Below are 14547 nucleotides of genomic sequence, written 5' to 3' on the forward strand. Positions count from 1 at the left end.
ACAATTATATAACAATCTAATAAATAATAATCATGATATTTGCAAACATTTTACAATTAAACCCAATGGATAATATCTATTTGTACATGATTATTGCACTAGCCATTTTAGCAATTGCCGATTTGGTTGTAGGTGTAAGTAACGATGCGGTTAACTTCTTAAATTCCGCTATAGGCTCTAAAGCCATTTCATTTAAAACCATCATGATAGTCGCTAGTTTAGGGGTAGCTGTAGGAGCTGTATTTTCCAGTGGCATGATGGAAGTGGCCAGAAAGGGTATTTTTAACCCTGGAGAGTTTATGTTTGATGAAATCATGATTATTTTCATGGCCGTTATGATAACGGACATCCTCTTGCTGGATTTCTTCAATTCGGTAGGGATGCCAACCTCTACTACGGTTTCTATTGTATTTGAATTATTAGGTGCGGCCGTGGCCATAGCCTTGATTAAAATAGGGCACGACGGTGGCAACTTTAGTGATGTTATAAACTATATAAACACCTCCAAGGCCTCCCAGATTATATTTGGCATATTACTCTCGGTGATTGTCGCCTTTACCATTGGCGCTATTATACAATGGTTCTCAAGACTTTTGTTGTCTTATAATTTTGAAAAGAAAGCGGCCTGGGTTGGTGCTTTATTTGGCGGTGTAGCTTTAACCGCAATTACCTATTTCATTTTTATGAAAGGATTAAAGGGTACTTCTTATGCCAGCCAAAACTTTGATTTACTAGGCGGCAACACCATGAAAGACTTTCTAGAGGCTCAAGTACTTCCCATTGTTTTGGTAAGCTCTGTCTTTTGGTCTTTATTATCTTATGCTTTAATTAGCTTCTTAAAAACCAACATTTACAAACTCATTATAATAGTAGGCACCTTTGCTTTAGCTTTAGCTTTTGCCGGTAACGACTTGGTTAACTTTATTGGTGTACCTGTTGCAGCCTATAATTCATTTTTAGAGTGGACAGCTTCTGGTTTACCTGCATCCGATTTTTCAATGGGTGTGTTAGCCAAAAAAGTACCTACAAACAACTGGTTACTTTTTGGAGCCGGAATGATCATGGTTTTAACACTTTGGTTTTCAACAAAAGCTAAGAATGTAGTAAAAACATCTTTGGACCTATCAAGCCAAGGGGAAACCAAAGAACGCTTTCAACCAAACTTCTTATCAAGAGGATTTGTGAGATCTGCCATGTTAATGTCGCAAATGTCTTCATATATATTACCGGAATCGTGGCAAGCAAAAATTGACAAACAATTTGAAGCTCCCGTTATAAAATTAGCAAAGGACAAAAAATATGAATTACCTGCTTTCGATTTAGTAAGAGCCGCTGTAAACCTTATGGTAGCCGCTGTACTAATTTCTATAGCTACGTCATACAAATTACCTTTATCTACCACCTACGTAACCTTTATGGTGGCTATGGGTACTTCCTTGGCCGATAGGGCTTGGGGTGCAGAAAGCGCCGTTTACCGCGTTGCTGGTGTTATAAACGTTATTGGAGGATGGTTTTTTACTGCAATTAGTGCATTTACTGCAGCTGCTTTAGTGGCCTACTTATTGAATTTGAACGTAAGTATTATGTTCCCTATTCTGTTAGTAGTAGCATTCGCATTACTTATTAGAAGCACCATAGTACACAACAAAAAGTCTAAAGAAATCAAAGCCGAGGACAGCTTGATAAAAGCTGAAAGCAGCTCTATACAAGGTGTTATACATGAAAGTGCCAACAACATTGCTAATGTTGTAAAACGAGGTAACAAAATATATACTACTGCCATAAACGGACTTGCCAAGCAAGATTTGGCCTTATTGAAAAAGAACAAAAAACAAATATTAAAACTCTCTGACGAAGTTGATGGTTTAAGGGACAATATTTTCTATTTCATTAAAAATTTGGATGAGTCCAGTGTGGGAGCAAGTAATTTCTATATTAATATTTTAGGGTACCTACAGGATATGACCCAATCTTTGGAATACATTTCCAAAGTAAGCCATAAACACGTAAACAACAACCATAAAAAATTAAAATTCAACCAAATAAAAGAACTAAAAGAAGTTGATGGCGATCTCGAAAAGCTACTAAACGAAATTAAAGAGGCTTTCGATACGCGTTCTTTTGAACAGATAGGATACATTTTAAATAATGAAAAAGCTATTTTTAGTGTTGTTTCCGAAAAAATCCAAAAACAGGTCGAGCGTACCCGCACCGAAGAGTCTAGCCCCAAGAACACGACACTTTACTTTGGTCTATTATTGGAAACCAAAGATTTGCTTACTGCCACTATGAATCTTTTAGAAGAATACCATAATGCACACGATGCATCGGTTAAGCCTGCTACAATAAGCACAGAAGAAGAGTAAACTAAGCATTATATATACGTTTTAAAAAAGCATCCGCAAAGGCGGATGCTTTTTTATTTCAAAATAAATTTACCTTTTAACATCTGTACCTGCCTTTTCCTCGTAAATAGAAAAAACCTAAAGATTATTACTATTATGAAGAAAATTTCAGTTTTATTAGCATTAACCATGATTACCTTTTCATGTGTATCAAAGAAAAAATACTTAGCCCTGGAACATGAAAATGGAGAAATTAAAAGTGAACTGCAAAAGACCAGAGTAGCAAAAGAAGACTTAGAAGCTAAATTTGAAAAAATTCAAAAGCGTGTTGATGACTACAACAATAAAATAGCTTCCCTCAAGCAAGAAAACGATTCGAAATTAGACCTCGTAGAAAACGTTGGTGTTATCTCTAACGATACCAAAACCAAAATGAGAGAAACCTTAAAACACGTGGATGCCGATAAGTTAAGCCAAGCCAAGACACTTAAAGATTCTATGAACTTAGCTATTGCCTACAACCTAGAAAAAACCATAAGCGAAAGTAACATGAACGAAGATGAAGACTTTGCTGTTAACATTAACGAAACGGTTGTTATGATTTCTATCGCAGACAATATGTTGTTTAATACAGCTAGCTACAGATTAAGTTCTAAGGCTGATACCATTTTACAAAAATTAGCCGATGTCATAAACTCTGAGCCTAGCTTAGATGTAATGGTTGAAGGCCATACCGATTCTAGAACTATCAACACAGCAAACATTGCAGACAACTGGGACTTAAGTGTACTTAGAGCAACATCGGTAGTGCGCAAACTACAGGAAAAATACAACGTAGCTCCAGAAAAAATGATTGCTGCGGGAAGAAGTTCTTACCAACCTCTTGTTGAAAATAGCTCTCGTGAAAACATGGCTAAAAACAGAAGAACACGTATAATCATATTACCGAATATCGACAAGTTTTTTGCCTTAATGGCAGAAGATAATGCTGTTGCTGAAAATACGATTTTGGATTAAATTTACACTTAGAACTAAGCGTTCTTTGAAGACGTCATTGCGAGCCTGCCTGCCGATAGGCAGGCGAAACGAAGCAATCTAATTTGATGACCAGATTACTTCGAAATAAATTTTCTCGTAATGACGTTTCCATTTTTATAACCCAATACTTATATATCAGGCAGAACCATTACCATTGTCCTCGAACAATGCATCTTTCTTACCATAAAGTAACTCTGCTACTTCTATCAACTTTTTTATCATATCATTTACATTGGCATAATCATTAAACAATGACGAGGCCATTTCAACAGTAATTAAATTTTTACGAATTAATTTATCAATAGATTTATTGCTCTGCCTAATATTGGTTTTGGCTTCATTCTTTAACTTTTTAAGTTTCAATTCGTGATTTTTACTATCATCCTCCTTCCTAAACAAATAGATTGTACGCAATACGTTAACCAACTTTTTTCTGTAGCTATCATATTCTTTAGCTAAATAAGCATTCTTAGTATTTAATGCGATGGTAATATTTTTATTGAGCTCCCTGGCATCCTTAATGATTTCCACCATTTTTCTATTAGCAATCTTTATATCGGTAATAGCTTTGTTTTGCCTGTTATTTAACTTTAAGGTACTCTGGGCTGTGGTGGCGTAGGTTATTATTTTACCGTAAATTGACTTAACTTTGGTATAGTATAAACCTTCTACATCAATATGGAAATCGGTTTGGGATGTCTTAATGACAGTCTTCAACTTTTTATCCGATTTCACATCTTCCCTATGAATGCTTAAGGCATGTGTTACGATTTCAAAAACACTGTTTTGGTATAAATATTTAGACTCCTTAATTAATGCAGAAATAACCGTCCAGGGAAATCCTAAAACAGATGGGGTTAAATATTTAGGCTCATCAATATCCTTATCACCTTTTTCAATATAAAAACGCAACAAAGTCCGCTCAAGAACCTTAATAAAAGGGATCATTAAAACAACGCCCAATACATTAAAAAAGGTATGGAACAACGCTAGTTTTAATGTATAATTAGTAGAGGCTATGTTTAGTAAATTAGAGGTGTTATTAACAAGATTGGCCAAAGGATAAATAAAAGCAATAGCGACCAAACCAGTTAGCACATTAAATATAAAATGTGCTGTTGCCAAGCGTTTTCCCGCACTATTGGAACTAATGGCCCCTAAAATAGCGGTTATGGTAGTACCTACATTGGCTCCAATAGCCAAAGCCAAAGCATTTTCATACTCTATTTGTCCTACCGAAAGCGCCGTTAAAATCAAAGCCAGGGTAGCGCTGCTTGACTGTAAAATGGTGGTAATAATAATACCAAGTCCCGTATAAACAAAAACTCCCAAAAAACCGGATACCGCATATTGCGATAGGTCGATGTGATCTTTAAAAACATCGAACCCTTCTTTCATATAATGGATCCCCAAAAAGAAAAAGCCCAATCCTGCCAATATATTACCAAGACCTTTAAGCGATACTTTCTTCTGAAAGGAAAAAATAATCCCAAAAACCAACATGGGCAATGCCAAGGCAGATATCTTGACTTTAAGCCCAAAACCAGCTACTAACCATGCGGTAGCCGTCGTTCCAATATTGGCTCCAAAAATAAGTCCCAGACCACCCGATAATGATATCAATCCGGCACTTATAAACGAAATGGTAATGACTGAGACCAACGAACTAGACTGTATTAAAGCCGTAACCAAAGCCCCAGTTGTAATACCCTTATAAAGCTTATTGGTTGCTGCCTTTAATATATTTTGAAGAGGTCCTTTAGTAAAAACCTTAAACCCTTCTTCCAGCATAATCATACCAAACAGTAATACTGCAACCCCAGCCGATATGGTTTCAAAGTTTGGATAGGCATAAAGCAAAATAGCCAAGACAAATAAAAGTCCGTAGAAAATAGACTTCCTAATCATATATATAATTTTTTTAGGAATATGAGTCTGAAGTTACCTGATAATTGGCTATTCATTCCACACATAGGCTATAACTTTATTGATATAAATATAGACATAATATCAAGAAAACAACTATTGAAAGAACATCAATAATTTAGTCATCCAACAGGATTTTGGAACCTGCTAACCAAGTTTCTTTCCTAAAAAAATAAATATTCGTGATTTGCCATTTCCACAAAGTCCTGACGTTTACAGTCATAACGGCTGAAAACAAAAGGGCTAAACATAGTTGAGTCTCATAAAATAATGAACATGATGGGATTCCTCCTCGTTTGCTCTGCAAAGTACTTTCAATCAAAATATATTTTGATTTCAGTAAGGTTCGTAATTGACAACCTAACCTAAATCAAGTCTAAATCAATTCATTTTAAGTGTGTGAAAATCGAACTCAAGCCTATTGGTTCTTATATCGTTAAATCAAAAAAGCACCCGCTTGGCGGATGCTTTTTGTTCAACACTTAATAAAATAGTGTTCCTATTAAGATTTAAGACCCACACATGAGACAGTCGTCCCCTTCACTGGCTTTTGCCTGTGCAATAAGTGCTTTCATTTCTTCGGCACTCATGGGTTCAACTTCAACCGGTGTACTTTGTTTTGCGAATTTGGCTGCATTTTGGACTGCCAATTTCTTTTTCTTAGCCTCTTCCTGTTGTACCGAAGCACTATTAACCTCGACTGCTTCAGCAGTTGGCTCTTCCTTTTTAGAAGTCTGCAAGGTAAACTTAATCGCATCAACAGCACTCTTGGTACGCAAATAGTACATTCCCGTTTTTAGTCCACTCTTCCAAGCATAGAAATGCATTGATGTTAATTTAGCCATCGTAGCGCCTTCCATAAACAGGTTAAGCGATTGCGATTGATCTATAAAATAACCACGCTGACGGGACATATCTATAATATCCTTCATGCTCAATTCCCAAACGGTTCGGTACAGTTCTTTTATATCTTGAGGTATAATATCTATGTTTTGTATAGAACCATTGGCCCTCATGATATCCTGCTTTAAATTTTCATCCCATAGCCCTAGTTCTACAAGATCTTCCAACAAATGCTTATTGACCACAATAAACTCACCCGAAAGCACACGACGTGTATAAATATTTGAAGTATAAGGCTCGAAGCACTCATTATTCCCCAATATTTGAGACGTTGAAGCGGTTGGCATAGGCGCTACCAATAACGAGTTACGTACCCCATTCTTAAGCACTTGCTTACGCAATTTCGCCCAATCCCAATTACCACTTAATTCTTCATCTTTTAGCCCCCAAAGATTGTGCTGGAACTCACCTTTACTTATTGGGGAACCTTCATACGTTTCATATGGCCCATCGGCCTTGGCTTCTTCCATACTTGCTGTAACCGCAGCATAATATAGGGTTTCAAAAATATCTTGGTTTAATTGCTTAGCTTCATCACTAGTAAATGGCAAACGCAATTGAATAAAGGTATCGGCTAGACCTTGCACCCCTAGACCAATAGGACGGTGGCGCATATTAGAATTTTCGGCCTCAGGTACTGGATAGTAATTTCTATCTATTACCCTATTCAAGTTTTTAGTTACGCGCTTTGTTATACGGAACAGTTCTTTATGATCGAATGCACCATTTTTAACAAACATAGGTAACGCAATAGAGGCTAAGTTACATACTGCCACTTCATCTGGAGAAGTATATTCCAAAATCTCGGTACATAAGTTAGAAGAACGAATAGTCCCTAAGTTTTGCTGGTTGGATTTACGATTGGCCGCATCTTTATACAACATGTAAGGCGTTCCTGTTTCGATTTGGGATTCTAAAATCTTTTCCCAAAGCTCGCGTGCCTTAACGGTTTTTCTCCCTTGCCCTTCGGCTTCATATTTAAGATATAAGGCCTCGAACGCTTCGCTATGCGTTTCTGGCAAGCCAGGACATTCGTTAGGACACATGAGGGTCCAATTACCATCTTCCTGCACACGTTTCATGAACAAGTCCGGAATCCACATGGCATAAAATAGATCGCGTGCACGCATTTCTTCTTTACCATGGTTTTTCTTCAGTTCTAAGAAATCGAAAATATCGGCATGCCATGGCTCTAAGTATATTGCAAAACTACCTTTACGCTTACCTCCACCTTGGTCTACATAACGTGCTGTATCATTAAATACACGAAGCATTGGTACAATTCCATTACTGGTACCATTGGTACCTGCAATATAACTACCTGTGGCACGCACATTATGCATAGCTAAACCAATACCTCCTGCAGATTGTGATATTTTAGCAGTTTGCTTTAAGGTATCGTAAATCCCATCAATACTGTCTTCCTTCATGGTCAATAAGAAACAAGACGACATTTGTGGTTTTGGCGTACCCGAATTGAATAAGGTTGGTGTAGCGTGTGTAAAATATTTTTTGGACATAAGCTCATAGGTCTCTATGGCCGATTCAATGTCATCTAAATGAATACCAACCGAAACGCGCATAAGCATGTGTTGAGGACGTTCTGCTATTTTTCCATTAAGTTTTAATAAGTAAGAACGCTCCAAGGTTTTAAACCCAAAATAGTCGTATCCAAAATCGCGATTGTAAATAATGGTAGAATCGAGACGGTCTTTATGTTCCATGATAACGTTGTAAACCTCATCAGAAAGTAACGGAGCATCTTTACCTGTTCTTGGGTTTACATAGGTGTATAGGTCTTGCATGACCTCGCTAAACGTTTTTTTCGTGTTTTTATGTAGGTTCGACACCGAAATTCGCGCCGCCAAACGTGCATAGTCGGGATGCGTTGTAGTCATCGTTGCTGCAATTTCTGCAGCCAAGTTATCCAATTCACTGGTGGTTACACCATCGTACAATCCTTCTATTACCCGCATGGTAACTTTTAATGGATCTACCAATTCGTTTAATCCATAACACAATTTTCTCACCCTTGCGGTGATTTTGTCGAACATGACCTGCTCTTTTCTTCCGTCTCTTTTTACTACATACATTGTTTTACACGTTTTTTAGATTTCCTGATACACCTTCAGAAAAATGGTTAGTTAGTTGTTCTAAATTTGAAACTAACATATTATTAGGTTCAAATCCAGTTAATTTAAATAGTTACTTATGGTTGAAATCGCTTCCCTTTAAGAACTCAAAGAGATGACGACATTTTTTGTTGTTACTTTAGAATCTTCTTAGAAGTCTTCATCAAAACTAAACTTGTTCTCATTCTCTTCTTTATTGAGAACACCTGCCTTTTGATATTCTGAAACTCGCTTTTCAAAGAAATTGGTTTTTCCTTGCAAGGAAATCATGTCCATAAAATCAAACGGATTGGTCGAATTGTAGACTTTATCACAACCAAACTCCGTCAATAATCTATCGGCTACAAATTCCAGATACTGTGTCATTAGTTTAGCATTCATCCCTATCAAACTAACGGGCAAGGATTCTGTAATAAATCCGCGCTCAATATCAAGCGCATTGGTAATAATTTCTGTAATACGCTCTTTTGGCACCTTATTTACTATATGGTTGTTATGCAAATGCACGGCAAAATCGCAATGCAAGCCTTCATCTCTTGAAATAAGTTCGTTAGAGAAGGTTAACCCAGGCATAAGCCCTCGTTTCTTCAACCAAAATATGGAGCAGAAACTTCCAGAGAAAAAGATACCTTCTACCGCTGCGAACGCAATTAAACGCTCAGCAAAGCTTGGCGATTCAATCCATTTTAAGGCCCATTCCGCTTTTTCCCTTATAGCAGGAAAATTTTCTATAGCCTTAAAAAGAATGTCTTTTTCTTTTTCGTCCTTCACATAGGTATCAATAAGTAATGAATACACTTCGGAGTGAATGTTCTCCATCATGATTTGAAATCCGTAGAAAAATTTAGCTTCGCTATACTGTACTTCACTAACAAAGTTTTCGGCTAAATTTTCATTAACAATACCATCACTAGCTGCAAAAAAGGCTAAGATATGTTTGATAAAATAACGTTCGTCATCATTTAATTTAGTTGCCCAATCTGTAATGTCCTGATGCAAATCTATCTCTTCAGCAGTCCAAAAACTAGCTTCTTGCTTTTTATACCATTCCCAAATATCATGGTGTTGAATAGGAAAAATTACAAAACGGTCTTTGTTTTCTTGAAGGATAGGCTCTACTGCTTGAGACATAGTTGAAATGGATTTTTTTATAAAAGTTTGACGAAAATACGTGTCGATTTGAGATTAACAAAGATTGTAAAATGATTGCTATTTTTTTTAAAAAACCTAGAAACCTTTTCAACAAGTTTTTAACAAAATTGAAAAACACTAAGAAACAGAAGTTTACACAAAAAAATAGTTATTATTCTGATTTTCAGCATTTTATAATTTTTTGATCTTGAAAAAGTTATCAAAAAAATTAAGCTTCAAAAATTAAAATCCTTAATAAGGACAGGTAGTTTAAGCGGTTTTAATTGACTTCCCTAAAGTGTTTTGGCAACCTTTTCCAATTCGGTATACCAATCGGCTCCAAACTTTCTAATAAGTGCCTCTTTTACGAATTTATAAATAGGGACCTGAAGTTCTTTTCCTAAGATACAAGCATCATCACAAACTTGCCACCTATGGTAATTGACTGCCGAAAATTCGGAGTAATCTTTAACCCGTACAGGATACAAATGGCAGGACACTGGTTTTTTAAACGCTACCTCACCCTGGTTATAAGCCTCTTCAATGGCACAAAGTGCCACTTTATTGTCATCAAAAATAACATAGGCACAATCGGCACCATTAATTAATGGCGTTTCCAATTCACCTTCCTCAGTCTTAATGGATGTGCCTTGCTTTTCAATAGCCTCTATCCCTTCTCGCCTTAAAAAAGGTTTAACCTTAGGATAAATAGACTCAAGCACCTTTGCCTCTTCTTCCTCTAATGGCGCACCGGCATCACCATCGATACAGCAAGCCCCCTTGCAGGCCGAAAGGTTGCAAACAAAATCCTTTTCAATAATATCTTCTGAAACTATGGTTTTTCCTAACTGAAACATAACGCGCTTACTTGCCGCAAAAATAGACAAACTTTACATTTATTCTACTTGTTATTTAATAATTAATATAGACCTTTGCAGCGGATTTTAACTGTAAAACCATGCATTTAAATTTTAAACAAATATTTACTGCATTTATGGTGCTCTTTGCCGTGATAGATATTATCGGCAATATTCCCATTGTTATCGATCTACGTAAAAAAGTAGGACACATCCAAAGTGAAAAAGCAGCTATTATTGCAGGTATTATCATGATCCTTTTCCTGTTTTTAGGAAAAAGCATTTTAAACCTTATAGGCATTGACGTGAATTCGTTTGCCGTAGCCGGTGCTTTTATTTTGTTCTTTATTGCCCTAGAAATGATATTGGGCATAACACTCTATAAAGAAGAAAGCACAAACGCTATGACGGCTTCTGTTTTTCCTTTGGCATTCCCACTAATTGCTGGCCCAGGTAGCTTAACCACACTACTCTCATTACGGGCAGAATTTGAAGTTGAAAATATCATTGTAGCCATAATAGCAAATGTTATATTCATTTATATTGTCCTGAAGACTTCTTCCAGGATTGAGCGTTTTTTAGGCGCCAATGGCATTAACATTATACGGAAAGTTTTTGGCGTGGTCCTATTGGCCATTGCCGTTAAACTATTTGCACACAACATTAAAGTTTTATTTAATTAAGCCTTTATAAAATGAAGTACCTTTCAATCGTAATCATCATCATAGCCATAGGGCTTAGTATTTTTAACATTACTAAAGTAGACCTAAGCAACCCTTTTGAAGGCGACAGCATTGTAGCACTAATTACCATACTGGCAGCGTTATGTGCCATTGTTCTGATGTTTATTTTAAGAATATCGAAACGTATTGAGGAAAAAGTAAAAAACAAAAAGTAATGTTTGACGCTTTAATAGTTGGTGGTGGTGCAGCAGGCTTGTCCTGCGCTTTAGTTTTAGGTTCTGCCAAAGACAAACCTTTTGCTAAAGACAAACGCATTGGCATTATTGTTCATCAAAAAGCATCCCATTTACAGGACGCCTTGTTTAACAATGTATTGGGGCTTACACCCGGCACTACAGGCATTTCTATTTTGGAAGGTGGCAAATTACAGTTATCGACTCTCTATCCTCATGTTGAACAAATTGACAAAGAAAAAGTTTTAGAAGTATCAAAAACCAAAGATTATTTTACTATAAAAACCAATAAGAATACTTATAGTTCAAAAATTGTTGTCATTGCCGTAGGCTATACCAATTTAATGCGTATTACAGGCTTAGAACAGTATATAGAGCCACATCCAAGGGCTGCAATCGAAAAAAACCGTATCTGGCTAAAGAATACCGATCACTTAATTGAAGACAACTTATATGTTGCTGGTTCGTTAGCCGGTTGGCGCAGCCAGTTTGCCATAACAAGTGGCAGTGGCGCCCATGTGGCTACCGATATTTTAACGCTTTGGAATGGTGGGAAACATACAAAGGTGCATGATAAGATGTCACCTTAAAAATGCTTTGGCAAATCTTTGCTACCATGAAGTACTCTTACAATTCTTATATGGTCTTTTAAAATTCTATAAAAAATAACGTGCTCTTGTTCCGGTATACTATAAAGCCCTTTTTTAATTTCGTCCCGCTTTCTTCCAATTTGAGGGTTTAAAACCAATGCATCAAAAACCAAATCTAAATCGGTAAGATATTTAGCTGCTTGTGAAATACCATGATGATATTCAGAATAATCAAAAATATCTTCTAAATCTATATCTGCACTTTCAGATAATTTATAACCCTTTAACTTAGGTTTCATTATTATTTTGAAAGTTTGCCTTTAATAATATCCTTTACAGAACGGCTACTTGACGCTCCCGACCAACCCTTTTCAATTTCAGCTTTTAAATCCAAAATAACACGATGCCTATAGGTTTCATGCAACCGCAACGCATCCCTAACCAGTTCACTAGCATTTTGAAAATCGCCAGACTCAATCTGACTTGCAATATAGGCTTCTTGTTTTTTTGTTAGACTTACATTCATTATTGATTACTTTGATATATAAAAATACTAAAAATGTCTATATTTAACAAATATAGACATTGCTTTCGTTTTCAAATTTCTGGACCCGTAATTGAAGTGTCTACTCCCCCTCACTCAACCGAATCACCTCATCGACCATAATATCGCTTTTATTGAACACCTCTTCAAAAGCGCCATCACCGTAGAGCTGATCTGCCAGGGAAGCTTTAATATATTGGCGAATCTCTTCGTAATAAGCCACAAAGGTAACATCTGTATCCGATCTCACATTTAGGTAATCTTGAAAGGACGTAACCAAATCGTCACTCACTTTAAAATTATCAATAAAATCCTGTCGTAAAATACCATCATACAGGTGCCTGTCTTTTTCCAGTTCTTCAAATACGAAGTACCCCATATAACCGCGACGCAACAAATAGCTTAGGGTTTCATTGAATAACCCTTTGTCTATAGGCACAAACACATCGGGGATAATACCGCCACCGCCATAGACTATTTTACCAGCTGGGGTCGTATATTTTAATGAATCGGCTACTTTTATGTTTTCCGAATCCAACAGCTCACCACTCTCTATACGTTCCAGATATTCATCATAATAATCTTTATGCCCATTTACATAAGGCCGTTGTATGGAACGTCCCGTTGGTGTGTAATATCTAGACACGGTTAAGCGTACGGCACTACCATCGCCCAAATCCATTTCGCGCTGCACCAAGCCCTTCCCGTAGGACCTACGCCCCACAATAGTCCCTTTGTCGTTGTCTTGAAGCGCCCCAGCAACAATCTCACTGGCCGACGCCGAATTTTCGTTGATAAGCACGTACAGCTTACCATCTTCAAAGTCTCCTCTACGAGTAGCATAGCTTTCCTCTACGTCCCCACGTTTATTTTTGGTAAACAAAATGAGCTTATCTTCTTCCAGAAATTCATCGACTATTTTTTCGGCAACATCTAAAAATCCGCCTGGGTTATCACGCAAATCCAAGGCTATTTCGGTTGCTCCTTTCCCTTTTAGTTTTTTTAAGGCCTTTTTAAATTCCTTGTATGTCGTTTCAGCAAATCGATTAACTTTTATATAACCCAACTTATCCGTTAACATATAAGCTGCATCAACACTCTTTATGGGTATTACGCCGCGCTTTACGGTAAAATCCAAAAGTTCCGGTTCGCCCCTTCTATATACTTTTAAATGCACCTTTGAGTTAATAGGCCCTTTCAATTTTTTCACAAGACTATCATCTGCCATACGCTTACCAACAAGGGAATCGCCATTGGCCATAATAATCCGGTCCCCACCTTTTATGCCCGCTTTTTCACTGGGGCCATTAACCAAAGGACGTATAACGGTAATAGTATCTTTATAAGGATAAAAACTAATCCCTATGCCCACAAAATCACCACGCATCTCCTCTGCCACACGCTCCATATCCTTTTTTGGAATATACACCGAATGGGGATCCAGATTTTCCAGAATACCGTTCACCGTAACATCAACAATGCTATCGGTATTGATATCGTCTACATAGTCGTATTCTATATAATCTATAAGCCTGTTAAGTTTATCCTTCTTGCTGTTGGTAGAAAATAATCGGTCTGGCGAATCGGTAAAGTTCAACTTTCCACCAATTAAAATTCCGGCCGCAATAGCGATACCTAAAACTAAGGGTAAATATTTTTTTTGATAGGGCATTATGCTGTTAAATCTTCTATTAATTTTAATTTGATCCCTGCCTTTTCCAAAAAGCGCAATCCAGAATCATCTTTATAAGCTTGGTTATATACCACTCTAACAATCCCTGCCTGGTGAATTAACTTGCTACACTCCTTACAGGGCGATAAGGTAATGTATAACGTTGCCCCCTTACACGATTGGGTAGAGGAAGCCACCTTTAATATGGCATTGGCCTCGGCATGCAAAACGTACCATTTGGTATAACCAGCTTCATCTTCACAAAAATTTTCAAAACCTGTTGGTGTTCCATTGTATCCATCAGATATAATCATTCTATCCTTTACAATAAGCGCGCCAACTTGTTTGCGCTTGCAATACGATAGCTTACCCCATTCTTTCGCTATTCTTAAGTAAGCCTTATCGTATTTTAGTTGTTTATGTTCTGGCATTAATATGTTTTAAATTATGGCGTGTTGCCTTAGGGCAATCAGGCTTTCCGCTATATCTTATA

The 14547-nt window shown here is 37.0% G+C and carries 13 protein-coding genes; 5 read left to right on the forward strand and 8 right to left on the reverse strand.

Translation table 11 applies throughout. The features are described 5' to 3' along the window. The first annotated feature begins 65 nt into the window (after positions 1 to 65). Both MR062_RS04970 and MR062_RS04975 read left to right on the forward strand, forming a co-directional pair. On the forward strand, positions 66 to 2366 hold the full coding sequence (locus MR062_RS04970) for an inorganic phosphate transporter (protein ID WP_242202984.1): 2301 nt from the start codon (positions 66 to 68) through the stop codon (positions 2364 to 2366). A gap of 135 nt (positions 2367 to 2501) precedes the next feature. After that, positions 2502 to 3362: an OmpA/MotB family protein gene (locus MR062_RS04975; RefSeq protein WP_242202985.1), complete on the forward strand. Its 861-nt coding sequence runs from the start codon at positions 2502 to 2504 to the stop codon at positions 3360 to 3362. Between the two features lie 156 nt (positions 3363 to 3518). Here MR062_RS04975 and MR062_RS04980 read toward each other — a convergent pair whose 3' ends face one another. The 4 genes from MR062_RS04980 to MR062_RS04995 form a co-directional block, all read right to left on the reverse strand. Further along, on the reverse strand, positions 3519 to 5291 hold the full coding sequence (locus tag MR062_RS04980) for a Na/Pi cotransporter family protein (protein WP_242202986.1): 1773 nt from the start codon (positions 5289 to 5291) through the stop codon (positions 3519 to 3521). A gap of 527 nt (positions 5292 to 5818) precedes the next feature. Next, positions 5819 to 8305 (reverse strand): ribonucleoside-diphosphate reductase subunit alpha, encoded by a 2487-nt coding sequence (locus tag MR062_RS04985; RefSeq protein WP_242202987.1) that lies wholly within the window; start codon positions 8303 to 8305, stop codon positions 5819 to 5821. A gap of 189 nt (positions 8306 to 8494) precedes the next feature. Continuing rightward, on the reverse strand, positions 8495 to 9475 hold the full coding sequence (locus MR062_RS04990; protein WP_242202988.1) for a ribonucleotide-diphosphate reductase subunit beta: 981 nt from the start codon (positions 9473 to 9475) through the stop codon (positions 8495 to 8497). 293 nt (positions 9476 to 9768) lie between these two features. Continuing rightward, positions 9769 to 10332, reverse strand: a complete 564-nt coding sequence (locus tag MR062_RS04995; RefSeq protein ID WP_242203174.1) for a DUF3109 family protein — start codon at positions 10330 to 10332, stop codon at positions 9769 to 9771. Positions 10333 to 10433: 101 nt separating this feature from the next. Here MR062_RS04995 and MR062_RS05000 point away from each other — a divergent pair, with 101 nt between their 5' ends. The 3 genes from MR062_RS05000 to MR062_RS05010 are packed head-to-tail and all read left to right on the forward strand — an operon-like array spanning position 10434 to position 11838. After that, positions 10434 to 11015, forward strand: coding sequence for a MarC family protein (locus MR062_RS05000; RefSeq protein ID WP_242202989.1), 582 nt, complete (start codon positions 10434 to 10436; stop codon positions 11013 to 11015). Between the two features lie 11 nt (positions 11016 to 11026). Continuing rightward, complete coding sequence (locus tag MR062_RS05005) at positions 11027 to 11230, forward strand: hypothetical protein (protein WP_242202990.1); 204 nt, start codon at positions 11027 to 11029, stop codon at positions 11228 to 11230. Then, a complete protein-coding gene (locus tag MR062_RS05010) occupies positions 11230 to 11838 on the forward strand; it encodes an FAD-dependent oxidoreductase (protein ID WP_242202991.1) in 609 nt (202 codons plus the stop codon). The genes MR062_RS05005 and MR062_RS05010 overlap by 1 nt, the downstream gene beginning before the upstream one ends. Here MR062_RS05010 and MR062_RS05015 read toward each other — a convergent pair. The 4 genes from MR062_RS05015 to MR062_RS05030 all read right to left on the reverse strand — a co-directional run bounded on the left by MR062_RS05015 (position 11835) and on the right by MR062_RS05030 (position 14485). Further along, positions 11835 to 12137 carry a type II toxin-antitoxin system RelE/ParE family toxin gene (locus tag MR062_RS05015; protein WP_242202992.1) on the reverse strand — a complete coding sequence of 101 codons (303 nt, stop codon included), beginning with the start codon at positions 12135 to 12137 and terminating at the stop codon, positions 11835 to 11837. The two genes, MR062_RS05010 and MR062_RS05015, sit on opposite strands and share 4 nt — an antisense overlap. Positions 12138 to 12139: 2 nt before the next feature. Next, positions 12140 to 12364 carry a type II toxin-antitoxin system ParD family antitoxin gene (locus MR062_RS05020; protein WP_242202993.1) on the reverse strand — a complete coding sequence of 75 codons (225 nt, stop codon included), beginning with the start codon at positions 12362 to 12364 and terminating at the stop codon, positions 12140 to 12142. A 100-nt stretch (positions 12365 to 12464) separates the two neighbouring features. Next, positions 12465 to 14054, reverse strand: a complete 1590-nt coding sequence (locus MR062_RS05025) for a S41 family peptidase (RefSeq protein ID WP_242202994.1) — start codon at positions 14052 to 14054, stop codon at positions 12465 to 12467. After that, positions 14054 to 14485 carry a deoxycytidylate deaminase gene (locus MR062_RS05030; RefSeq protein ID WP_242202995.1) on the reverse strand — a complete coding sequence of 144 codons (432 nt, stop codon included), beginning with the start codon at positions 14483 to 14485 and terminating at the stop codon, positions 14054 to 14056. Before MR062_RS05030 ends, MR062_RS05025 begins: the two co-directional genes overlap by 1 nt. Positions 14486 to 14547 lie beyond the last annotated feature (62 nt).

Source organism: Aestuariivivens insulae (assembly GCF_022662195.1).
Classification (GTDB): Bacteria; Bacteroidota; Bacteroidia; order Flavobacteriales; family Flavobacteriaceae; genus Aestuariivivens; species Aestuariivivens insulae.

What these genes read in the sequence shown, in the direction of transcription:
- MR062_RS04995 (WP_242203174.1), bottom strand. Translation starts at nt 10,332, where the DNA reads ATGTTTCAGTTAGGAAAAACCATAGTTTCAGAAGATATTATTGAAAAG.
- MR062_RS05025 (WP_242202994.1), bottom strand. Translation starts at nt 14,054, where the DNA reads ATGCCCTATCAAAAAAAATATTTACCCTTAGTTTTAGGTATCGCTATT.
- MR062_RS04970 (WP_242202984.1), top strand. Translation starts at nt 66, where the DNA reads ATGGATAATATCTATTTGTACATGATTATTGCACTAGCCATTTTAGCA.
- MR062_RS04990 (WP_242202988.1), bottom strand. Translation starts at nt 9,475, where the DNA reads ATGTCTCAAGCAGTAGAGCCTATCCTTCAAGAAAACAAAGACCGTTTT.
- MR062_RS05015 (WP_242202992.1), bottom strand. Translation starts at nt 12,137, where the DNA reads ATGAAACCTAAGTTAAAGGGTTATAAATTATCTGAAAGTGCAGATATA.
- MR062_RS04975 (WP_242202985.1), top strand. Translation starts at nt 2,502, where the DNA reads ATGAAGAAAATTTCAGTTTTATTAGCATTAACCATGATTACCTTTTCA.
- MR062_RS05010 (WP_242202991.1), top strand. Translation starts at nt 11,230, where the DNA reads ATGTTTGACGCTTTAATAGTTGGTGGTGGTGCAGCAGGCTTGTCCTGC.
- MR062_RS05005 (WP_242202990.1), top strand. Translation starts at nt 11,027, where the DNA reads ATGAAGTACCTTTCAATCGTAATCATCATCATAGCCATAGGGCTTAGT.
- MR062_RS05000 (WP_242202989.1), top strand. Translation starts at nt 10,434, where the DNA reads ATGCATTTAAATTTTAAACAAATATTTACTGCATTTATGGTGCTCTTT.
- MR062_RS04985 (WP_242202987.1), bottom strand. Translation starts at nt 8,305, where the DNA reads ATGTATGTAGTAAAAAGAGACGGAAGAAAAGAGCAGGTCATGTTCGAC.
- MR062_RS05030 (WP_242202995.1), bottom strand. Translation starts at nt 14,485, where the DNA reads ATGCCAGAACATAAACAACTAAAATACGATAAGGCTTACTTAAGAATA.
- MR062_RS05020 (WP_242202993.1), bottom strand. Translation starts at nt 12,364, where the DNA reads ATGAATGTAAGTCTAACAAAAAAACAAGAAGCCTATATTGCAAGTCAG.
- MR062_RS04980 (WP_242202986.1), bottom strand. Translation starts at nt 5,291, where the DNA reads ATGATTAGGAAGTCTATTTTCTACGGACTTTTATTTGTCTTGGCTATT.